We start from the raw sequence: 20,122 nt of genomic DNA, 5'->3' as shown, positions 1-20,122 counted from the left end.
TGGTCACGCCCCCGTCAGCTTCGCGAACTTCGCTTCGAACTCGGTCTCTTCCTTCGAGCTCAGCGAGCGGAAGGCGTGGGACTTCGCGGCCATGGCCTTGTCGGGGATGATCAGCGGGTTGTTCGCCGCGTCCTTGTCGATCTTCTCCAACTCGGCCTTCACCCCGTCGACGGGGCACACGTAGTTGATGTACGCGGCGAGTTCGGCGGCCGGCTTCGGCTCGTAGTAGAAGTCGATGAGGCGCTCGGCGTTCGTCTTGTGGCGGGCCTTGTTGGGGATCAGCAGGTTGTCGGTCGACGTCATGTAGCCGCTGTCCGGGATGAGGAAGTCGATGTCGGGGCTGTCGGCCTTGAGCTGGACGACGTCACCGGCCCAGGCGACGCAGGCCGCGAAGTCGCCGCTGGTGAGGTCCGAGGTGTAGTCGTTGCCGGTGAAGCGGCGGATCTGGCCCTTGTCGACGGCCTTCTGGAGGCGGGCGATGGCCGCGTCGTAGTCGTCGGCGGTGAAGTTCGCCGGGTCCTTGCCCATGTCGAGCAGCGTCATGCCGACGCTGTCGCGCATCTCCGACAGGAAGCCGACGCGCCCCTTCAGCTTCGGGTTGTCGAGCAGGTCGGAGAGCGACTTCACCTCGACGCCGTCGAGGGCCTTCTTGTTGTACGCGATGACGGTGGAGATGCCCTGCCAGACGTACGAGTAGGCGCGGCCCGGGTCCCAGTCGGGGCTGCGGAACTGGGCGGAGAGGTTGGCGTAGGCGTGCGGCAGGTTGGCCGGGTCGAGTTTCTGCGCCCAGCCCAGGCGGATGAGCCGTCCGGCCAGCCAGTCGGTGAGGACGATCAGGTCCCGGCCGGTGTCCTGGCCCGCGGCGAGCTGCGGCTTGATCTTGCCGAAGAAGTCGTTGTTGTCGTTGATGTCCTCGGTGTACTTGACCTTGACGCCGGTGCGTTTCGTGAACTGCTCCAGCGTCGGGTGGTGCTTGCCGCTGTCGTCGACGTCCATGTACTCGGTCCAGTTGGAGAAGGCGACCGTCTTCTCCTTCGCCGAGTGGTCCTCCGCCGAGACGCCGCCCTGCGATGTGCCCGCCGCGGGGATGCCGCAGGCGCTCAGCGTCCCGAGTCCGCCGGCCGCGAGCGCCCCGCCCGCGGAGGCGCGCAGCAGGGACCGCCGGGTGAGGGCGGCCCTGCCGTTCCTGAAGCTGCGCCGCACGGCGGCCACTTGGGCCGGGGACAGGCGGTCGGGCTCGTACTGCTCCATGCGCGTGGTGCCCTTTCGGAGGGTGGGCGGCCGCGGGTCGGGCGGCCTGACTTCCTGCTATCGGTCCCCGAAGACGGTGCGGTGCCAGTCCTTCGCGGCCACCGCGGTGTTGTCGAACATGACGTGCTTGATCTGGGTGTACTCCTCGAACGAGTACACGGACATGTCCTTGCCGTAGCCGGAGGCCTTGTGACCGCCGTGCGGCATCTCGCTGATGATCGGGATGTGGTCGTTGACCCAGACGCAGCCCGCCTTGATCTCGCGCGTGGCCCGGTTGGCCCGGTACACGTCCCGGCTCCAGGCGGAGGCCGCCAGCCCGTACGGCGTGTCGTTGGCGAGCGCGATGCCCTCGTCGTCGGTGTCGAAGGGCAGCACCACCAGGACCGGCCCGAAGATCTCCGCCTGGACGACCTCGCTGTCCTGGGCGGCGTCGGCGATGAGGGTGGGCCGGTAGTAGGCGCCCTTGGCCAGTTCGCCCTCCGGTGCCTCTCCGCCGGTCACCACGCGCGCGTAGGCACGCGCCCGGTCGACGAATCCGGCGACCCGGTCCCGCTGGACGTGCGAGATCAGCGGTCCGAGGTCGGTGCCGGGGGCGAAGGGATCGCCGAGCCGGACGCTCTCCATGAGCGCGGCGGTCCGCTGCACGAAGGCCTCGTACAGCGGCCGCTGCACGTACGCGCGCGTGGCGGCCGTGCAGTCCTGCCCGGTGTTGATGAGCGCGCCCGCGACCGCGCCGTGGGCGGCGGCCTCCGGGTCCGCGTCGTCGAAGACCACGAAGGGCGCCTTGCCGCCCAGCTCCAGATGGAGGCGCTTGACGGTGGCGGTGGCGATCTCCGCGACGCGCTTGCCGACGGCGGTGGAGCCGGTGAAGGAGGTCATGGCCACGTCCGGGTGCCCGACGAGATGCTCGCCGACCTCCTTGCCGGTGCCGGTGACGATGTTGACGACACCGTCCGGAATCCCGGCGTCCGTCGCCGCCTGGGCGAAGAGCAGCGAGGTCAGCGGGGTGAGCTCGGCGGGCTTCAGGACGATGGTGTTGCCCGCCGCGATCGCCGGGAGGACCTTCCAGGCGGCCATCTGGAGGGGATAGTTCCAGGGCGCGATCGACCCGACCACACCGATGGGCTCACGCCGGACGTACGACGTGTGGTCGCCGGAGTACTCACCGGCCGACTGTCCTTGGAGATGCCGTGCGGCGCCGGCGAAGAAGGCGGTGTTGTCGATGGACCCCGGGACGTCGAACTCGCGGGACAGCTTCAGCGGCTTGCCGCACTGCAGCGACTCGGCGCGGGCGAAGTCCTCGGCCCGGTCGGCCAGGACCGCGGCGAACCGGTGCAGGGCGTCGGAACGCTCGCCGGGGGTGGCCCCCGCCCAGCCGGGGAAGGCCTCGCGGGCGGCGGCGACGGCCCGGTCGACGTCGGCCGTGCCGGCCAGTTCGTAGCGGAGGGCCTCCTCGCCCGACGCCGGGTCGACGACCGCGTGGGTACGGCCGGAGGTGCCCCTGGTCAGGCGGCCCGCGATGAACTGCGCGCCCTCCGCGAAGCGCTCCGCGGCCGGAAATCGGTCCGGGGTGGCGTTGCCCGGGTTGTGCATGTGGCTCTCCTCCGTGTCCCCTGGCGGGGGCCGGCGTGGCTCAGGCTCGATTTGAGTGCCGATCCTGGCAGAGCAATGACACTCCAACAAGGGATTCCGTTGTTGATTTTTGGTTACGCGACGGAATCTGTCGACCAGGTGTCGAGTTCGCCGCGAAAAGGCAGGACGGTGTGTCAGTGGTGCGTGCCAGACTCGCGTGCATGGAGAAGATCACGGGGGCGATCGATTCCCGGGAGGCCCTGATCAGGGCGTCCCGGGACGGGGCGAGGATCAGGTATCTGCACTTCTGGGGGCACCGGCCACGGCCGGACGGCCGTGTCGGACCGAGCTGTCTGAGCCAGTGGTGGCCGGCGCCGTTCACGGTGGCCGGCGTGGAGTACGCGACGGCCGAGCACTGGATGATGGCCGGCAAGGCCCGGCTGTTCGAGGACGCGGCGGCCGAGCGGGCCGTGCTGGCCGCCGCCCATCCCGCCGAGGCGAAGAAGGCCGGGCGGCTGGTGCGCGGCTTCGACGAGGCGATGTGGGAGCGGGAGCGGTTCCGGATCGTCGTGGCGGGCAGCGTCCACAAGTTCGCCGCGTATCCGAGGCTGCGGGAGTTCCTGCTGAGCACCGGCGAGAGAGTGCTGGTCGAGGCCAGCCCCGTGGACCGGGTGTGGGGCATCGGGCTGGCAGCGGACGACGAGGCGGCGTCGGACCCGGAGCGGTGGCGGGGGCCGAACCTGCTGGGGTTCGCGCTGATGGCGGCGCGGGAGCGGCTGCGCGGGGTCTGAGCGCAGGTCATGGGCAGGGCATGAGTGAGGGGCCGGTCCCTGCGGACCGGCCCCCGGTGAGCGTCGGTTTCAGCTCGCCGCGCCGAGCCCGCCCATGATGCTGGCGAAGAGCAGGAACCCCAGCAGCGGCAGGATCACGGTCGCGATGATGCCGCAGACCAGGCCGGCGGTCGCCGCGCCCTTGTTGGTGGCCTCGCCGCGGGTGGCCCTGCCGCGGCCGATGGCGCCGAAGATGATCGCGAGGATGCCCAGGATCACGCCGAAGAACCACATGATGAAGGTCACGCTGCACACCACGCCGATGATGCCCAGCACCAGTCCCGTGGTTCCCATGCCGTTGCTCGGTTGCGCGGGCATTCCGTAGCCGGGCGCCTGCGGGTAGGCGGCGGGCGGCGCGGCCGGGTAGCCGGGGGACTGCGCGGCCGGGTAGCCGGGGCTGCCCTGGGGGTAGCCGTAGCCGGGGGCGGACTGCTGCGGATAGCCGTATCCGGGGGCCGGCTGCTGCGGCGGCTGGGACGGCGGACCGAACCCACCGGGTGTGGGGTTGGTGTTGGACATGGACGATCTCCCCTCGTTGTCAGACCAAGGCATCGTAGTGGCCAACTCCGCCGAGGAGGACGGGTGTTTCAGTGGTGGGACGGGGCGGTGGCCACGGGGCCCCGGGCGCCGTAGTACGGGTCGTCGTCGGACGAGGTGTCGCTGTTGATCGCGGCCGTGATGCCGACAGCGATCAGCACGATCACGGTGATGCCGAGGATGATCCCGATGATGCCCATGATCAGGCCCGCCTGGGCCTGGCCGTGGTTGGTGGCGACTCCGGCCTCGGCGCGCTTGCGGCCCTTGATGCCGAAGACGACGGCGAGGATGCCGGTGACCAGGGAGACCACGCCGTACAGGCAGAAGAGAGTGCAGGAGACGATGCCGAGCACCATCGCCGCTATGCCCATGCCGTTCTGGGGGGCCGGGGGCATACCGGGCCAGCCGTAGCCGCCGCTTTGCGGGTAGCCGGAGCCCGTCTGGGGGTAGCCGGGGTAGCCGTAGCCGCCGGGGGCGGTGGGAGCGGCGGGCGGTGGAGGTACGGCGCCGGTGCCGGAGGTGTCGTACTGGGGCGTGCCGGTCGGCGGGGTGAAGCCCGGCATCGAGGTGACCGTGGCCTGGTCGTGCACGGACGGTGGCGGTGGCGTCTGGTTCTTGTCGAGTGAGGTCTTGTGCTCCGGAGGCGCCCACGGGTCGTGGCTGCCGCCGTCGGGTTGCGTCGCGTCCGTCATCTTGTATCCCCCCGGGATCGTTCGTGCCGTCATGCTACGGGGCGGTGCGGTGCGTGCCATCGTGCGGGTGCGCGGGGTTGATCGCGCCCACGCGGCGGAGCCGCATATCGATACAGCCCCGCGCCCCCGGAAAACGGCGCCGCACCACCGCATACGATGCATCCGAGTCACCGATCAGCCGATCACCCGCGCCCCGCCCGCCTCGTGCCGGCAGGGGCGCCGTTCCGGGGAGGAACCCTTGACCCAGCATCTCGTCGCCCCCCATGCCCCGCGCGACCTCACGGCGTTCATCGCGGAACTGCCCAAGGCCGAACTGCATGTGCACCACGTGGGTTCCGCCTCCCCCCGGATCGTGTCCGAGCTGGCCGCCCGGCACCCCGACTCCAAGGTGCCGGCCGACCCCGCCGCCCTGGTCGACTACTTCACCTTCACCGACTTCGCCCACTTCATCGAGGTGTACCTGTCGGTCGTCGATCTGATCCGCACCCCGGAGGACGTCCGGCTGCTCACCTACGAGGTGGCCCGTGACCTGGCCCGGCAGCAGGTGCGGTACGCCGAGCTGACCATCACGCCGTTCTCCTCCACCCGGCGCGGCATCGACGAGCGTGCCTTCATGGACGCGATCGAGGACGCCCGCAAGGCCGCCGAGGCCGAGTTCGGGACGGTGCTGCGCTGGTGCTTCGACATCCCCGGCGAGGCGGGTCTGGAGGCCGCCGAGGAGACGACCCGGCTCGCCACCGACGACCGGCTGCGCCCGGAGGGCCTGGTCTCCTTCGGCCTGGGCGGGCCCGAAGTCGGCGTGCCGCGTCCGCAGTTCAAGCCGTACTTCGACCGTGCGATCGCGGCCGGGCTGCACTCCGTACCGCACGCGGGCGAGACCACGGGACCGGAGACGGTCTGGGACGCCCTCACGCATCTGCGGGCCGAGCGCATAGGCCACGGCACCAGCTCCGCGCGGGACCCGAAGCTCCTCGCGCACCTCGCCGAGCACCGGATCGCGCTGGAGGTGTGCCCGACCTCCAACATCGCCACGCGCGCGGTCCGCACCCTCGACGAGCACCCGATCAAGGAGTTCGTCGAGGCCGGGGTCGTCGTCATGATCAACTCCGACGACCCGCCGATGTTCGGCACCGACCTCGACAACGAGTACGCGGTGGCCGCCCGGCTGCTCGGCCTCGGCGAGCGGGGCCTCGCCGAACTGGCGAAGAACGCCGTCGACGTGTCCTTCCTGGACGCGGCGGGCAAGGCCCGGATCAAGGGCGAGATCGACACGTACACCGCGGGGTGGCTCGACCGGTGACCCCTGTTCCCCTCGCCGTCGGCCACCGCGGCGACCCCTACCGGCACCGTGAGAACACCGTCGCCTCGCTGCGCTCCGCGCTGCGACGGGGCGCGGACGCGGTGGAGATCGACGTACGCCTCACCCGGGACGGCGTGCCGGTGCTGCTGCACGACGACACGCTGAAGCGGCTGTGGGAGCAGGAGCGGCCGGTGCGCGCGCTGTCCTTCGAGGAGGTGCGCGGGCTGACCGGCGGCGGGGTGCCGTCCCTGACGGAGGCGCTGGCCGCGACCGACGGGCACCGGGTGATGATCGACCTGCCCGGCTCGCCCGGGGTGCGGGCGGTGCGCCGGGTCATGGACGCCGTAGGGGAGGCCGGGGCGGCGGACCGCGCGTACTACTGCGCGGGCGCCGACGCCATGCTCGCCGTGCGCGCGGCGGACCCGGACGCGGAGATCGCCCTCACCTGGACGTCCCTGGCCCCGCCCCGGCCGGTGCTGCTGGAGGCGATCCGCCCGCGCTGGCTCAACTACCGGTTCTCCCTGGTGGACCGGCCGCTCGCCGAGCGGGTGCGCCGCGACGGGTATCTGCTGTCCGTGTGGACGCCCGACACCCGCCGCTCCATGCGACGGCTGCTGGACGCCGGGGTGGACTCGATCACGACCAACCGCGTCGACGTGCTGTGCGCTACACGCGCGAGCGCTGCGGCACCGTCGCCGGATCGGCCGGGGTCGAGCGGGTGACGTACTGCGGCACCGGCGCGCTGTCCGTGCCGGTGTCGCGGACGAGGCCGTAGCGGATGGCGCCCCGGTCGGGGCCGGCGTTGATGTCCTCCTCCACGGCCTGCCGGTTCGAGGGGAAGACGGTCAGGCCGTAGTCGCAGCCCCGTTCGTTCTGGGTGAGGGTGACGGTGCCGTCGACGTAGAAGTACTCGTTCTGCCACATCTGCTGGGTGCCCGAGGGCAGTTCGGCGTAGCCGATGGCGGGCCCGCCCATGCCGGTGGCGTAGCCGTCGGGGGCGCCGGGCAGCGGGTCGTCCATCCGGCGCCAGCCGCCGGACGCCACGTGGAAGAGCCTGCCCTTCAGGCCGGTCCAGGAGGGCATGACCAGCGCGCCGGGCCGGGACTTGGGCGAGATCTGCCAGCGGACCAGGACATAGCCCCGGCCGCTCAGCGTCACGCTGTCGCCCCGGTGCTGCATGACGGCCTTGAGGCCCCCGGTGCTGGTGATGCCGGACTCGGGGCGGCGCGGCAGGGCGGCGGGCCGGGCGTTCGGGTCGGGGGCGCGGTCGACGGCGTCGACGACCGTGCCGTAGAGGTCGGCCTTCTTCGTCGGGAAGGGCTTCGGGGCGGGCGGGGCGGAGGGCGGCGGGGGCTCGGAGCCGGAGGTGGTGGCCGTCGCCGACGGGGTGACCACGGCCCGGGGCGGCGGGGCGTCCGGCGGCTGGGTGACGACGTAGGCGCCGCCCGCGACGATGGTCGCGCCGGCGGTCATCGCGACGGCCGGCTTGGTGAGGGCGCCGAGCAGCTTGGCCGACCAGCCGACCGAGCCGGCCGAGCCGACCGCCACCGCCGTCTTGCCGCCGAAGGCGAGCGACAGGGTGAACCCGACGGGCAGCGGGACGAGCGCGATGCCGACCAGGAGGCGTTCCGCCGGTACGAGGGACTCAGCAGTGTCGCCGCAGTAGCCGCAGCCGCGGATGTGCCGGGCCAGCCGTTTGCGCCACACCGAGTCGGGCCGGCCGTTCCAGCGGCCGGTCAGCTCGCGCAGGTCGGCGCAGGCGCCGTCCAGGGCGCGGACGATGCCGCGCGAGGTCTCCAGGCGCTCCTTCATCCGCTGGACGCGCACGGCGGCGTGCTGCCGGGTGATGCCGACGGCGGCGGCCAGTTCGCGCCGGGTCAGTTCGCCCGCGACCTCCAGCCACCACAGCGACAGCAGGTGACGGTCGTCGTCGTCCAGCCAGCGCGCCGCCTCGGCGACCTCGCGCCGCTGTCCCTCCAACTGGAGCCGCAGCACAGTCAGTTCGGCGAAGTCGGAGGACTCCGTCTCCTCCAGCCGGTCCGGGGTCCCGCGGCGTGCGCGGTCCCGTATCTGCCGCATGGCGATCGCCACCAGCCAGGACCGGAAGCTGTCCGGGTCGCGCAGGGAGCCGAGGTTGCCGACCGCGCGCAGCATGGTCTCCTGGACGACGTCGTCGACGTCGGCGTGGCCGTTCAGGGCCCGGCCCACGATGTTGTAGACCAGCGGCAGCCAGCCCGCGACCAGCTCGTCCAGCGCCCGCCGGTCGCCGTCCTGCGCCGCCGTGACGGTGGCGCGCCAGTGCTGACTGTCCACGGTGGCCTCTCGACGCCTGGGATCGCTGATGTCCGGATCGCCGATGCCCGGATCGCCGATGCCCGGATCACTGATGTTCCGCACGCACCCTCTCAGCCGGTCCCGGGGTCCCCGTATGCCGGGGATCACAAGGTGGAGACGGCGTGGAGGGCCGGGCGATAACACTTTTCTAGGGCCGGTCCACGCTCAGCGCCTGCCCCAGCTCCCCCCTCCGCCGTATGCCCAGCTTCTTGTACGTGCTGGTCAGATGGGTCTCCACGGTGCGCCGGGCGAGGTGGAGGAGGTCGGCGATCTCGGCGTTCGTCCGGCCTCCGGCCGCCAGCCGTGCGATGCGCAGCTCGCTTCCGGTGAGGGCGCCGGAGCCGGTGCGGGCGGTGGCGGCGCGGCGGGCACCGCCCTCACGCAGGGCCTCCTCCGCCAGGGTCCGCAGCCGGACCGCGCCCAGGCGTTCGGCGCGTTCGGCGGCGCTCCGCAGGCAGTCCCGGGCGCGGGCGCGTTCGCCGGCGGCGGTCAGCTGCCGGCCCTGCGCGAGGAGCGCGGCCACCAGCTCCCCCTCCGTGGCGGCCGGCGCGTCCGTGAGGAGGGCCACGGCCTCCTCGGCCAGGGCGAGGCCCCGGCGGCCGCCGGTGACCGTGCCGAGCACCCTGAGGGCGCGGCCGACGGTGCGGGGTGTGCCCCACACCCGGGCCAGGCGCAACTCCTCCTCGGCCAGGGCGAGCGCCTCCTGGGGGCTGCCGAGGGCCAGCCGGCATTCGGCGGCGGCGGAGCGCCACGGGGTGACGACGGGGCTGACCACGTCGCGGGCGGTCTGGCGGCGGCCGCACTCCAGGAAGTCGTGCAGGGCGCCGGCCGTGTCGCCCGCGTCGGCGCGCTGCACGCCCCGCGCGTACAGGAAGCGGTTCAGCTCCCAGTTGTCGGGCGCCTCGCGCAGGTCGAAGCCGTCCGCGAGCCGCCGGGCCTCGGCGGTGCGGCCGGTCTCCACGAGTGCGATCAGGGTGGTGGCGTGCACGTTGGACGGGCCCTGGCCGCGGGTGGGCGGTTCGGCGGGCAGTAGGGTGTACTCGCCGCGCGCGGCGGCGATGTCGGCCCGGGTGTTGAGCAGCGCCGCGTGCATGGGGTGCAGCAGGTCCGGGCGCTGTCCGGCCAGGCCCCGGTCCACCAGGCGGTCGGCCTCGTCCAGTTCGTCGGCCCACTGCGCGACGGCGGCGGACGTGCCCAGCAGGAAGGGCTCGGTCAGCGGATGGGCCGGCTCGGCGAGCAGTTCGCGCACCTGCCGCATCGCGTCGCCCGCCGAGGCCAGGGCGGCGCTGGACGCGTACCGGACGAGCAGGGCCCGGGTCGCGGGTACCACGAGTTCCGGTGAGCGCTCGGCGGCCTCGCACAGCCGGCGGTACACGTCGCTGCGGACCGTCTGGTCCTGGTCGGACAGCAGGGCGGACGCGGTCTGCAGGGCGTTTCCCAGGTCGGGGTGTCCGGTGAGCTGGCCGTCCACGGTGCGCAGGACCTCCACGGCGGCGCGGGCCCGGCCGCGTCCGGCCAGCGCGGTGCCGAGGGCCACGGCGGCACGCACCCGGTCCTGCGGTGTGCCGTGCAGGCCCAGTGCCTCGGTGAGCCGGGGGATGCCGGCCGAGGAGTCCTGGCCCGCGTACTCCAGGGAGCCCAGCTCGGTCAGGACCCGCTGCCGGTGGTCGTCGGGCAGCGGCTCCTCCAGGGCTCTGCGCAGGAACGCGACGGCGTCGTCGGAGCGGCCGTCGCGCAGCGCGAGGGAGGCGGCGTCCCGCAGCACGGCCGGGGCCCAGGAGGTGCCCACGGGGTCGGAGCGCAGCAGGTGCCGTGCCACGGCCGCGGTGGGGGCGCCGGACCGCAGCAGCGCCTCGGCGGCGGTCCGGTGCACCGCGTGCCGCCGGGCCGCGGGGACGCCGGTGAGCACGGCGTCCCTCAGCAGCGGATGGGCGTAGCGGGGCAGGCCGTCCGGGCCGGTGCGCAGCGGGCCGAGCCCGGTCATCGCGGTGAGCCAGCCCGCCACCCGGGCGGGATCGGCACCGGTGAGTTCGGCGAGCAGGCCGGCCGGCGCCTCGTCCCCGCCCGCTTCCCCTTCGGCCCGCCCCCAGCCCTCCTCCAGCACCGCGAGAGCCCGGGCCACCTCCGCCGTGCCGTCCCCGGCACTGTCCAGCCACCACCGCACGGCGGCCACGTAGGAGCCCTGGTAGAGGGCGGCGGAGGTCTCGGGAAGGGCGGGGTACGGGAGCGGGACGTCGGCCGTGTACCCGCCGGAGGCGCCGAGGTCGTCCAGGAGGGCCCTCAGCAGCAGGGGGCTGCCCGCGCCGGCCCGGACACAGCTCGCGACCCATGCCCTGGGGGCGTCCGGGTGCTCCGCGCGCACCAGGTCGGTCGCCGAGTCCGGGGTGAGCGGGGGCAGGGTGTGGATGTCGACGAGGGCGGGCGAGAGGGTGTGGGTGAAGCCCGGGGACGGCGGATCGATGTCGTACTGGCCGCGTTCGGTGACGGCCAGCAGGACCGGCAGAGGTAATCGGTCCACGTGCCGGGCGGCCTCCACCAGCCAGCGGTAGGAGGGGCCGTCGGCGAGGTGGACGTCGTCCACGGCGAGCAGCAGCGGGGACTCGGCGGCGTACGAGCGCAGCGCGTGCCGGAACAGGGCGCCCAACTCGCGTTCGCCGCCGGCCGGGTCGGACCGCCCCGGGTCCGGTACGGGTCCGAGGAGCTGGAGCACGGCGGCGAAGGGCCCGCCCGCATATCCCGGCGAGCAACGGGCACGCATCACCCGCACGCCTTGTGCGGTGGCGGCCTCCGCGGCTGCCTCCAGGACGCTGGTCCGGCCGGTGCCGGTCGCTCCGCGCACCAGCACGAGGCCGCCCGTCCCGGTCCGGGCGCGTGCGATCCCGGCCGACAGCAGGGCGGCGGCCTCCCGGTGTTCGGCCGGCTGCGCGGGACGGGACCGCTCGGGCTGAGGATCGGGCATTCCTGCCTCCCTGGTCGGACGTGGCGTCTTCCCCCGTCGAGGACGCCGTGCGCCCGGGGCGGGTGCCGTGACGAGGGCCACGGCGGCGAGTTCCGGCCCCGGCGGAACCGGACGGGCCGTCACCGCACGGCCGTCCTGCGGCCGGCTGCGGTCTCGTGGTCGGCTCGGGGCCGATCTCGTGGTGTGTCTCGTGGTGATCCACGATTGCGGCCGGACCGTCCGCCCCAGAAGGGTGAGGAGTGCACATCCGCCACCGGCCCCACCGAGGTGGCGCGTACGCGGACATAGGGGAAACGGTTGCTCAGCTCATCGCGGACCACACGCCCCGGCACGGCCGAATCCGCGTCCCGGATACCCGTGGCGGTGCACGCCACTGATCCGATATCGCGGGAGGGAGCGCTCAGCCAGCTGCGCCGGTTCCCGGAGATCGAGCTTCGGGAGGAGACCGAGTCGGGTCCCGGGACGGTGGCCCTGCTCATCGACGACATCCTCGACGACACGGCCCTGACCCGGCTGCGCCGGCTGGTGCGCAGCGAGGGCGCGCGGGCGGTGCTCGTGGTGTCAGCGCTGCGGGAGACGGAGCTGCTCGACGTGATCGAGTGCGGGGTCGGTGCCATCGTGTGGCGCCGCGAGGCCACCGCGACCCGGCTGGTGCAGGCCGTGCTCGCGGCCGCCCGGGGCGACGGGGACCTGCCCGCCGATCTGCTCGGCCGGCTGATCAGCCAGGTGGGCACCCTGCATCGCGGCGCCGCCGGCCGTACCGGCGCTCCGGCCTCGGGGATGACACCCCGTGAGGTGGACGTACTGCGGCTGGTGTCCGAGGGACTCGACACCGGTGAGATCGCCAGCAAGCTGTCCTACTCCGAACGCACCGTCAAGAACGTGATGCACGGGCTGACCACCCGACTGCACCTGCGTAACCGGGCCCATGCCGTGGCCCATGCCCTGCGGGAAGGCTACATCTGACCGAACGGGCATCCGAAGTCGCCCTCGCGGGCAGCGCTTTCTGCCCCGCCGCCGTCCCCGGCGTCCCTGCGGGCCGGGGCAGGGCGCAGGGCAGGATCGGCTACGGCGGCGCACAGCACGGCAGGGCGAACACGGCAGGGCGGGAACGGGAGCACATCGGTGATCCACGAAGTGGACGAGGTTCTCAAGAACCTGCTCAGCGGCGGCGCACTGGCCGGTTCCGGCATCGACGTCGCGCTCGACGCGCCGACCCGTGACTGGGCCGCCCGCCGCAACGCGCCCACGATCAACGCCTATCTGTACGACATCCGGGAGGACGTCGCCCGACGCCAGCGGGGCCATCTCCCGATCCACGACGAACGGGACATCGTCGTCAAGCACCGGCAGCCGCCCCGCTGGTTCCGGCTGTCGTACCTGGTCACGGCGTGGACGAAGCAGCCCCAGGACGAACACCGGCTGCTGTCCGCGGTGCTGGCCACGCTGATCCCGCGCGAGCTGATCGGGCCCTCCGAACTTCCGGGCTCCCTGGGCGCGTTGGGCATGACGATCCCGATGTCCGTGGCCGGCACCCAGACCGAGTCGCGCTCCCTCGCGGAGATCTGGTCCGCGCTCGGCGGCGAACTCAAGCCGTCCCTCGACCTGGTGATCACCGCTCCCTTCCCGGCCTACCCCGAGTACGACGCCGGTCCGCCCGTCACCGAGGGCGTGGCGGTCCGGGTCCGCACCGTGGACGACACGCAGCCGCGGACCGAGGAACGCGCGCACAGCGCACGGCAGGTGGCGGCGGCCCAAGAGGCCCGGGAGGCCAGGAAGGCCGCGCGAGGGAACCGGGGACTGAACCGCACGACATGACCACGCAGACGTCCGGCATCCCCGCCCCCGCACTCCTCTCCCGCCTCGCCGAGCTGCGGGACCGGGTCGCCCTGCTGGTGGAGCACCGGTCCGCCGACGACCCCACGGCCGGCGACCCGCTGCGCGGCCTGTACCTGTCGGAGGAGGCCGTACGGCATCTGCTGCGCCCGGCCGAGCCGTTGCCGCTCGACCGCCCCGGGCCCGGCGTGCGACCCGATGACCGTCTGGCCCGCCTCTCCGCCCGGCTCCGCCTGACCGAGCTCGACACCGCCCTGCTCCTCATCGCCCTCGCCCCTGACCTGGACCGCGGCTTCGAGCCGCTGTACGGCTATCTCAACGACGACGTCAGCCGCCGGCGGGCCACCGTCGCCCTCGCCCTCGACCTGTGCGGCGTTCCCGTCCACCTGCCCGGGGGACGGGCCCGGCTGCATCCCACGGCCCCGCTGTCCGCGCTCGGCCTGCTCAGCGTGGAGGAGCCCGAACGCCCCTTTCTCAGCCGCGCGTTGCGCGTACCGGACCGTGTCGTGTCCCACCTGCTCGGGGACGACACTCCCGACGTGTCACTCGCCGGGCAGCTGCGGATACTGCCCGCACCGGAACCGGATACGGACCTCCCCGGCCCGGACGACGAAGCCGCCCGGATCGCCCGGCGGCTGGCCGACCGGCTGGGCTCCGGTCCCCCGCCCACCGTGTATCTGCGCGAGCGCCGAGAGGGCGACGGGCTGCCCTGTGTCACCGCCGCCCTGCGCGCGGCGGGCGTGGCGGCCGTGCGGTTCACGGGCCCCGAGGACCGCGTCCCGGACCTGCTGCGGGAGGCCCGGCTGAGTGACCGGGCGGTCGTCGTCACGGGGCTGCCGGAGCAACCGGAGGCGCTGTTCCGGGAGTTGGCCGAGGCGGTCGACGTCACCGTGCTGGTGACCGGGTCCCGGCCGTACGACCCCCAGTGGTGCGACCAGGATCCCCTCGTCCTGGAGGCGCCCGCACGGCGCGCGGGCGCGGTGGACGCCTGGTCGGCCGCCCTCGGCGGGGAACCCGGCTTCGACCTGGCCGCCACCGTCGCCCCGTACCACCTGGCCGGTGACCACATCACCCGTGCCGCTCGCGCGGCCCGGAGCCTCGCCGAGTTCGACGGGGCCCCGCTCTCCCCCGCCCATCTGCGCCTCGCCGCCCGGCAGCAGTCCGCCTCCGGCCTGGAGCAGCACGCCCGCCGGATCCGGCCCGACGTGGACTGGCGGGACCTCGTCCTGCCCGACGGGCCCCTGACCCAGCTGCGGGAGCTCGCCCTGCGTGCCCGCCATCGCGACCGGGTCCTCGGCGACTGGCGGCTCAGCGCGGGCGGCGGCCGGGGCCGGGGCGTCCTCGGACTGTTCGCCGGCGAGTCCGGCACCGGCAAGACTCTCTCGGCGGAGGTCGTCGCGGCCGACCTCGGGCTCGATCTCTACGTCGTCCAGCTGTCGTCCGTCGTCGACAAGTACGTCGGCGAGACCGAGAAGAACCTGGAACGCATCTTCACCGAGGCCGACCGCACGGACGCGGTGCTCCTCTTCGACGAGGCCGACGCCGTCTTCGGCAAGCGGTCCGAGGTCAAGGACGCGCACGACCGGTACGCCAACCTGGAGAGCGCCTATCTGCTCCAGCGGCTGGAGTCCTTCGACGGCATCGCGCTCCTCACCACCAACCTGCGCGCCAACATCGACGAGGCGTTCACCCGGCGCCTGGACCTGATCGTCGACTTCCCGTTCCCGGACGCCGGGCAGCGCGTCGCGCTGTGGCGGCACAGCCTCTCGCACGTGCCCGGCGCGGACGGCATCGAACTCGACGCGGTGGCGACCGGCTTCGAACTGGCGGGCGGCTCCATCCGCAGCGCGGTGGTGACCGCCGCGTACCTGGCCGCCGGGCGGGGGGACACGGTGACGGCGGACGACCTCCTGGAGGGCGCCCGCCGTGAGTACCGCAAGGCCGGCCGCTTGGTGCCGGGGGAAGGCACCTGGTAGCGGCCGGCCGGGCCGTCAGCCGTCCGAGGGCTGGACGATCTTCCACTCCTGGTCGTCCGTGTTGGAGCAGTGGAACAGGGTGAGCTTGCTGCCGTCACCGCCGCTGCTGTAGCCGGACACGTCCAGGCACTTGCTGTTGCTGGCGTAGTTGCGGATCCAGTAGGCCCCGCTCTCCTGCTTGTCGATCCACCACAGCTGGTTGTCCTTCATCGTGCCGTCGCAGGGGTACTCGGTGATCCCGGACGGCACGGGGGCCGCCCCGTAGTACGGCAGGTCCACGCAGAGCTGGTCCTTGACGTTGCGGATCTGGAAGAGCGCGTGCCCGCCCGGCCCCTTGTTCTTGTACTTCACCTCGAGGTTCCACCGCTGGTTGTCCTGCCCGGTCTCGTCGCAGGTGAACTGCTTGACCGGTGCGTCGGCCTTGTTCTCGGGGGCGGCCGCGCACTTCTTGGTGGTGGGGTTGTACAGCAGGACGTTCATCGCAGGCACAGCGGGCTTCGGCTTCTTCTTGGCGGGCGGCGGCGGTGCGGCACCCCCGCCGCCCTCCCCCGCACCGGCCTGGGACTCCTGCTCCTCGGGCGTCGGCGACGGGGGCGGCGCCGAGGTCAGGGCCGGGGTGGGGGTCGGGGACGGTTCGAGGGTGGCCCCGGCGCCGACGGGCGACGCGTCGGCCTTGGTGGTGACCGGAGGCTTGTAGGCGAGCCACAGCATGAGGAAGGTGAACGCGAGGGCGAACAGGATCCCGAAGAGGGTCGCCAGCCAGCCCGGCAGGAACCCGCGCTGCACGAACGTCCCCTCCACGGGCATCGCCGTGGCGCCGGACCGCTGCACGGCGAGGGTGTAAGGCCGCTGCTCCTTCGACCCGAACCAGATGATGTTCTTGGGCTTCAGCGTGGTCTTGACGAACGCCGCCCGGCCCGGCTCGATCTGCACGTTGGCCGGGTGGATGTCGTACGACAGCTCGTCGCCGTTGTCGCTGCCGCTCAGGGACGCGGTCAGCTTGGTGTTGCCCACGTTGTCGACGGCGAGCCGGGGCCGCCCCCGGAACCGCCCCTTGACCGTGGGCGGCACCAGCTCCGCCCGCACCTCGGTGAACGGCGTGATGGTCAGGTTCCCCTCGGGGACGGTCGTCGCCTCGGGGTGCTCGGTCGGCGTGATCCGCACCGCGTACGGGTTCGGGCCCGCCGTGGCGTCCGGCGTACGCGGCGGCGCGAACGTCAGCTCCACCGTGCCGGTCGTGCCGGGGTAGAGGCGCAGGGACGCCGGCTCCACGGTCGTCCAGGGGGCGACGGGGCCGACCGGTTCGAAGCGGTACTCGTCGACGACGTCACCGGTGTTGCGCAGGCGCAGGCGCACGCGCGTGCTGCTGCCCGGGTCGACGGTCGCGGAGGCGGGTTCCAGGGATGTCCACAGGCTCACGTCGCGACGCTAGCCGGGCTGTCCACGGCCCGTCAGGAGGCTGAAGGGCAGGATGAGAGGGCCGAACGGGCCACGGCGCGGGCCGTCAGGTCCGGGGTGTCGGAGCGCCGGTCGCCGTCAGGACGAACTGGGCGTAGAAGTCGGCGTTCCTGAGGGCGCGGCGTGCACCAGGGCGCGGCGCTGCACGGAGGGGGTGTGCCCGCGGTGCGCGTCGTGCTCGCGCCGCTCCTCCGCCACGGCCTGGGCCACGGCCGCGTTCCCGGCCATGCGCTGGAGCGCCGGCATCGGGTGCGCCGGCACACCGGGCGCCTTCGCGCCGCGGTCGGGCGGCCCGCCTGCCCCCTGTTCCGTGTGCGTGCACGGCGTTCCCTTCGGCACTCGACTCGTCACCGGACGGCTGACCCGTCAGTCTCACCCGCCGTGGAGGTGAAACGGGAAGGCCACGAGGGCAGAGATACGGGCAGGGCCCGCGTGACGAGGGCCGGGGCACCTCGGTGACTGCCCTTGCGGGCAAAGGGATTGCCCGCGCTTCGGCACCGGGGGCCGTTCCCGCGCCGGTCCGGCGCGCGCGAGGGTGAGGGCTGTTCGTGTCTCGTACCCCGAGGAGAGCAGAGCATGCCGTCCTACCTGTCGCCCGGCGTCTACGTCGAGGAGGTGGCCAGCGGCTCGCGCCCGATCGAGGGGGTGGGCACGTCGGTGGCGGCCTTCGTCGGACTCGCGCCGACCGGACCGCTGAACGAGCCGACACTGGTGACCAACTGGACGCAGTACGTGGCGGCCTTCGGTGAGTTCACCGACGGGTACTACCTCGCGCACTCCGTCTACGGCTTCTTCAACAACGGCGGTTCCGCCGCCTACGTCGTCCGCGTGGGAGGCTCCGCGGAGGGCGCTCCTCCCGCCGAGTCCGGCCAGGGCCCCGCCGCCGTCACCGGCCGTGCCGGCAACGCCCCCGCCGCGCTGCCCGCGGGCGAGCCGAGGCAGCTCGGCGCCTTCGCCGTCACCGCGGTGGCGCAGGGCGATCTGAGCGTCGAGGTCGCGGACCCCGAGGGCGAGGGTCCCGCCGAGCGGTTCAAGCTGATCGTCAAGGACGGCGACAAGCCGGTCGAGACGTTCGACGTGACCGCCAAGAAGGGCGGCCGCAACTACGTCGTCACGCAGGTCAAGGAGCGCTCCAAGCTCATCACGGTCACCGAGGCCGCGCCGGCCGCGCAGCTGGCCCGCCCGGACAACCAGACGGTGGCCCTCGCGGCCCCGGCGCCCGCGCCCGCCGCCGCTCCCGACAACCACCCGGACGCCGCGCACCCGGGTCCGGCCCAGTACCTCGGCGACTCCGCCGACCGCACCGGCTTCGGCGGCCTGGAGGCCGTCGACGAGGTGTCCATGGTCGCCGTCCCCGACCTGATGGCCGCCTACCAGCGCGGCGCGATCGGCCTGGAGGCCGTCAAGGCGGTCCAGCTCGGGCTGATCGCGCACTGCGAGCTGATGGGCGACCGGGTCGCCGTGATCGACCCGCCGCCGGGCATGAACGCCCGCCAGATCCGGGTCTGGCGCCAGGAGACCGCCGGCTACGACTCCAAGTACGCCGCCCTGTACTACCCCTGGATCAAGACCTTCGACCCGGCCACCGGTCACTCCCGGCTGGTGCCGCCGAGCGGCCACGTCGCCGGCATCTGGGCCCGCAACGACTCCGAGCGCGGCGTGCACAAGGCCCCCGCCAACGAGGTCGTACGCGGCGCCGTCGACCTCGAACTGCAAATCACCCGAGGCGAGCAGGACCTGCTCAACCCGATCGGCGTCAACTGCATCCGCGCCTTCCCCGGCCGCGGCATCCGCGTCTGGGGCGCCCGCACCCTCTCCTCCGACCCGGCCTGGCGCTACCTCAACATCCGCCGGTACTTCAACTACCTGGAGGAGTCGATCCTGATCGGCACCCAGTGGGTGGTGTTCGAGCCGAACGACCACAACCTGTGGGCCCGGATCCGGCGCAACATCTCGGCGTTCCTGGTCAACGAGTGGCGCGACGGCGCCCTGTTCGGCCAGCGCCCCGAGGAGGCGTACTACGTCAAGTGCGACGACGAGACGAACCCGCCGGAGTCGGTCGACGTCGGCCGCGTGGTCTGCGAGATCGGCATCGCCCCGGTCAAGCCCGCCGAGTTCGTGATCTTCAGGCTGGCCCAGTTCTCCAGCGGCGGCGGTGAGCTGGAGGAGTAGCCCGGCCGCACACCCGCCATCCACCAAGACCCCCTAGAAGGACTGCGAACAGCACATGAGCCTTTCGCCGGGTGACTCCCTCACCTCACACAATTTCGGGCTGCAGATCGACGGCGTCATGGTCGAGTACCTCGCCGAGGTCAGCGGCCTGTCCATGGAGCAGGACGTCATCACGTACCAGCAGAACACCCAGAACGGCCAGAACAAGGTCGTGAACCTGCCGGGCGTGAAGAAGAACGGGACCTGCACGGTCGTCCGCGGTATGACCCAGTCGGCCGCGTTCACCGAGTGGATCAACCAGTCGATCACCGGCCAGATGAGCACGGCCCGCAAGAACGCGTCCATCATCATGATGGACTACCAGAGCAACCCGGTGAAGCGCTACAACATGCGCAACGCGTGGTGCAGCAAGATCGACACGAGCACCGTGAAGGCGGGCGAGGCGTCGGCGCTCACCGAGACCGTGACCATCGTGTTCGAAGAACTGGACATCGAGTAATGCGGCGTACGGCTGCCAGGGCCGGTGGCGCCGAGGTGGCGGCGCCGGCCCCCGCCACGGATGCGGGGGCGGAGGCGGTACCCGGCCCGGCCCCTGTGCGGCAACAGCACGAACTGCGCACCGAGTTCCCCTTCCAGCTGCCGCGCGGGTACGTCGACGAGACGGGCACCGTCCACCGCGACGGTGTGATGCGCCTGTCGACGGCCCGGGACGAACTGGTGCCGCTGCGGGACGTACGGGTGCAGGAGAACCCGGCGTTCCTGTCGGTGGTGCTGCTGGGCCGGGTCATCACCCGGCTCGGCACGCTGCCGAACGTGCACGACGGGACCGTGGAGAACATGTTCGCCTCGGACCTCGCCTTCCTCCAGGACTTCTACCGCCAGATCAACGCGGAGGGCCACACCCGCGCGGCCGTGGAGTGCCCGCACTGCGCGGAGCCCTTCGAGGTGGAACTCGGCGGGAGCCGCCTGGGGGAATCGTGACGTACGCGACCGACCGGCTGCACGAGGAGATCGCGTACGTCGCCTACCACTTCCACTGGAGCATGGACGAGATCCTGGACCTGGAACACCGCGACCGCCGCCGCTACACGGCCGAGATCGCGTCCCTGGTCACGCGGGCCGGGGCGGAGGACTGAGGCATGGGGTTCCTGGACCGGTTGCGGGGACGGCGGGACGACGGCGGCGCTGCCGCGGAGGCGGCGCCG

Annotated in this window: 18 protein-coding genes; 10 read left to right on the top strand and 8 right to left on the bottom strand. The window is 72.8% G+C overall.

Annotated features, from left to right (window positions below; translation table 11 throughout):
* Nucleotides 1-3: 3 nt before the first annotated feature.
* Both ACFZBT_RS14745 and ACFZBT_RS14740 read right to left on the bottom strand, forming a co-directional pair.
* Nucleotides 4-1,251, bottom strand: coding sequence for an extracellular solute-binding protein (locus ACFZBT_RS14745; protein WP_391102820.1), 1,248 nt, complete (start codon nucleotides 1,249-1,251; stop codon nucleotides 4-6).
* Nucleotides 1,252-1,308: 57 nt separating this feature from the next.
* Complete coding sequence (locus tag ACFZBT_RS14740) at nucleotides 1,309-2,844, bottom strand: aminobutyraldehyde dehydrogenase (RefSeq protein WP_391102817.1); 1,536 nt, start codon at nucleotides 2,842-2,844, stop codon at nucleotides 1,309-1,311.
* Between the two features lie 200 nt (nucleotides 2,845-3,044).
* On the opposite strand from ACFZBT_RS14740, the gene ACFZBT_RS14735 reads away from it, so the two are divergent.
* Nucleotides 3,045-3,614: an NADAR domain-containing protein gene (locus ACFZBT_RS14735; protein WP_391102814.1), complete on the top strand. Its 570-nt coding sequence runs from the start codon at nucleotides 3,045-3,047 to the stop codon at nucleotides 3,612-3,614.
* A gap of 69 nt (nucleotides 3,615-3,683) precedes the next feature.
* On the opposite strand, the gene ACFZBT_RS14730 is transcribed toward ACFZBT_RS14735, so the two are convergent.
* The gene (locus ACFZBT_RS14730) at nucleotides 3,684-4,172 is read right to left on the bottom strand and encodes a DUF4190 domain-containing protein (RefSeq protein ID WP_391102812.1); all 489 of its coding nucleotides are present in this window, start codon (nucleotides 4,170-4,172) and stop codon (nucleotides 3,684-3,686) included.
* A gap of 68 nt (nucleotides 4,173-4,240) precedes the next feature.
* On the bottom strand, nucleotides 4,241-4,882 hold the full coding sequence (locus tag ACFZBT_RS14725) for a DUF4190 domain-containing protein (RefSeq protein WP_391102809.1): 642 nt from the start codon (nucleotides 4,880-4,882) through the stop codon (nucleotides 4,241-4,243).
* A 181-nt stretch (nucleotides 4,883-5,063) separates the two neighbouring features.
* Between ACFZBT_RS14725 and ACFZBT_RS14720 the strand changes: the two genes are divergently transcribed.
* Nucleotides 5,064-6,182, top strand: a complete 1,119-nt coding sequence (locus tag ACFZBT_RS14720) for an adenosine deaminase (protein ID WP_391102965.1) — start codon at nucleotides 5,064-5,066, stop codon at nucleotides 6,180-6,182.
* Complete coding sequence (locus tag ACFZBT_RS14715; RefSeq protein ID WP_391102807.1) at nucleotides 6,179-6,904, top strand: glycerophosphodiester phosphodiesterase family protein; 726 nt, start codon at nucleotides 6,179-6,181, stop codon at nucleotides 6,902-6,904. The genes ACFZBT_RS14720 and ACFZBT_RS14715 overlap by 4 nt, the downstream gene beginning before the upstream one ends.
* Here the strand turns inward: ACFZBT_RS14715 and ACFZBT_RS14710 are convergent.
* Both ACFZBT_RS14710 and ACFZBT_RS14705 read right to left on the bottom strand, forming a co-directional pair.
* Nucleotides 6,849-8,495 (bottom strand): sigma-70 family RNA polymerase sigma factor, encoded by a 1,647-nt coding sequence (locus ACFZBT_RS14710; protein ID WP_391102962.1) that lies wholly within the window; start codon nucleotides 8,493-8,495, stop codon nucleotides 6,849-6,851. The genes ACFZBT_RS14715 and ACFZBT_RS14710 overlap by 56 nt on opposite strands.
* 169 nt (nucleotides 8,496-8,664) lie before the next feature.
* Entirely contained in the window at nucleotides 8,665-11,475 is a 2,811-nt protein-coding gene (locus ACFZBT_RS14705) for an AAA family ATPase (protein WP_391102804.1), read from the bottom strand.
* Nucleotides 11,476-11,772: 297 nt separating this feature from the next.
* On the opposite strand from ACFZBT_RS14705, the gene ACFZBT_RS14700 reads away from it, so the two are divergent.
* From ACFZBT_RS14700 to ACFZBT_RS14690, 3 genes are all read left to right on the top strand, one after another.
* Complete coding sequence (locus ACFZBT_RS14700) at nucleotides 11,773-12,441, top strand: LuxR C-terminal-related transcriptional regulator (protein ID WP_391102802.1); 669 nt, start codon at nucleotides 11,773-11,775, stop codon at nucleotides 12,439-12,441.
* A gap of 159 nt (nucleotides 12,442-12,600) precedes the next feature.
* Nucleotides 12,601-13,293, top strand: coding sequence for a Pvc16 family protein (locus tag ACFZBT_RS14695; protein ID WP_391102799.1), 693 nt, complete (start codon nucleotides 12,601-12,603; stop codon nucleotides 13,291-13,293).
* Entirely contained in the window at nucleotides 13,290-15,287 is a 1,998-nt protein-coding gene (locus ACFZBT_RS14690) for an AAA family ATPase (protein WP_391102797.1), read from the top strand. The genes ACFZBT_RS14695 and ACFZBT_RS14690 overlap by 4 nt, the downstream gene beginning before the upstream one ends.
* A 15-nt stretch (nucleotides 15,288-15,302) precedes the next feature.
* Here ACFZBT_RS14690 and ACFZBT_RS14685 read toward each other — a convergent pair whose 3' ends face one another.
* Together ACFZBT_RS14685 and ACFZBT_RS14680 are read right to left on the bottom strand one after the other, a co-directional pair.
* The gene (locus tag ACFZBT_RS14685) at nucleotides 15,303-16,706 is read right to left on the bottom strand and encodes an RICIN domain-containing protein (RefSeq protein ID WP_391102794.1); all 1,404 of its coding nucleotides are present in this window, start codon (nucleotides 16,704-16,706) and stop codon (nucleotides 15,303-15,305) included.
* A 117-nt stretch (nucleotides 16,707-16,823) separates the two neighbouring features.
* Nucleotides 16,824-17,006 carry a hypothetical protein gene (locus ACFZBT_RS14680; protein ID WP_391102792.1) on the bottom strand — a complete coding sequence of 61 codons (183 nt, stop codon included), beginning with the start codon at nucleotides 17,004-17,006 and terminating at the stop codon, nucleotides 16,824-16,826.
* 315 nt (nucleotides 17,007-17,321) lie between these two features.
* Between ACFZBT_RS14680 and ACFZBT_RS14675 the strand changes: the two genes are divergently transcribed.
* Genes ACFZBT_RS14675 through ACFZBT_RS14660 form a run of 4 tightly spaced genes read left to right on the top strand, consistent with a single transcriptional unit; the run spans nucleotide 17,322 to nucleotide 20,053 of the window.
* Complete coding sequence (locus ACFZBT_RS14675) at nucleotides 17,322-18,917, top strand: phage tail sheath subtilisin-like domain-containing protein (protein ID WP_391102789.1); 1,596 nt, start codon at nucleotides 17,322-17,324, stop codon at nucleotides 18,915-18,917.
* A 55-nt stretch (nucleotides 18,918-18,972) separates the two neighbouring features.
* Nucleotides 18,973-19,416 carry a phage tail protein gene (locus ACFZBT_RS14670; RefSeq protein WP_189728071.1) on the top strand — a complete coding sequence of 148 codons (444 nt, stop codon included), beginning with the start codon at nucleotides 18,973-18,975 and terminating at the stop codon, nucleotides 19,414-19,416.
* Nucleotides 19,416-19,898, top strand: coding sequence for a hypothetical protein (locus ACFZBT_RS14665; protein WP_391102787.1), 483 nt, complete (start codon nucleotides 19,416-19,418; stop codon nucleotides 19,896-19,898). Before ACFZBT_RS14670 ends, ACFZBT_RS14665 begins: the two co-directional genes overlap by 1 nt.
* A complete protein-coding gene (locus ACFZBT_RS14660) occupies nucleotides 19,895-20,053 on the top strand; it encodes a DUF6760 family protein (RefSeq protein WP_382496829.1) in 159 nt (52 codons plus the stop codon). Before ACFZBT_RS14665 ends, ACFZBT_RS14660 begins: the two co-directional genes overlap by 4 nt.
* The last annotated feature ends 69 nt before the right edge of the window (nucleotides 20,054-20,122 follow it).

Source organism: Streptomyces sp. NPDC008137, from assembly GCF_042957035.1.
Taxonomy (GTDB): Bacteria; Actinomycetota; Actinomycetes; order Streptomycetales; family Streptomycetaceae; genus Streptomyces.
The sequence above is the reverse complement of the archived record's forward strand: the minus strand, read 5'-3'. Positions and strand labels throughout refer to the sequence as shown.

Coding starts and splice junctions, on each gene's coding strand:
- ACFZBT_RS14745 (WP_391102820.1), bottom strand. CDS start 1,251: ATGGAGCAGTACGAGCCCGACCGCCTGTCCCCGGCCCAAGTGGCCGCC.
- ACFZBT_RS14740 (WP_391102817.1), bottom strand. CDS start 2,844: ATGCACAACCCGGGCAACGCCACCCCGGACCGATTTCCGGCCGCGGAG.
- ACFZBT_RS14735 (WP_391102814.1), top strand. CDS start 3,045: ATGGAGAAGATCACGGGGGCGATCGATTCCCGGGAGGCCCTGATCAGG.
- ACFZBT_RS14730 (WP_391102812.1), bottom strand. CDS start 4,172: ATGTCCAACACCAACCCCACACCCGGTGGGTTCGGTCCGCCGTCCCAG.
- ACFZBT_RS14725 (WP_391102809.1), bottom strand. CDS start 4,882: ATGACGGACGCGACGCAACCCGACGGCGGCAGCCACGACCCGTGGGCG.
- ACFZBT_RS14705 (WP_391102804.1), bottom strand. CDS start 11,475: ATGCCCGATCCTCAGCCCGAGCGGTCCCGTCCCGCGCAGCCGGCCGAA.
- ACFZBT_RS14690 (WP_391102797.1), top strand. CDS start 13,290: ATGACCACGCAGACGTCCGGCATCCCCGCCCCCGCACTCCTCTCCCGC.
- ACFZBT_RS14675 (WP_391102789.1), top strand. CDS start 17,322: ATGCCGTCCTACCTGTCGCCCGGCGTCTACGTCGAGGAGGTGGCCAGC.
- ACFZBT_RS14670 (WP_189728071.1), top strand. CDS start 18,973: ATGAGCCTTTCGCCGGGTGACTCCCTCACCTCACACAATTTCGGGCTG.
- ACFZBT_RS14665 (WP_391102787.1), top strand. CDS start 19,416: ATGCGGCGTACGGCTGCCAGGGCCGGTGGCGCCGAGGTGGCGGCGCCG.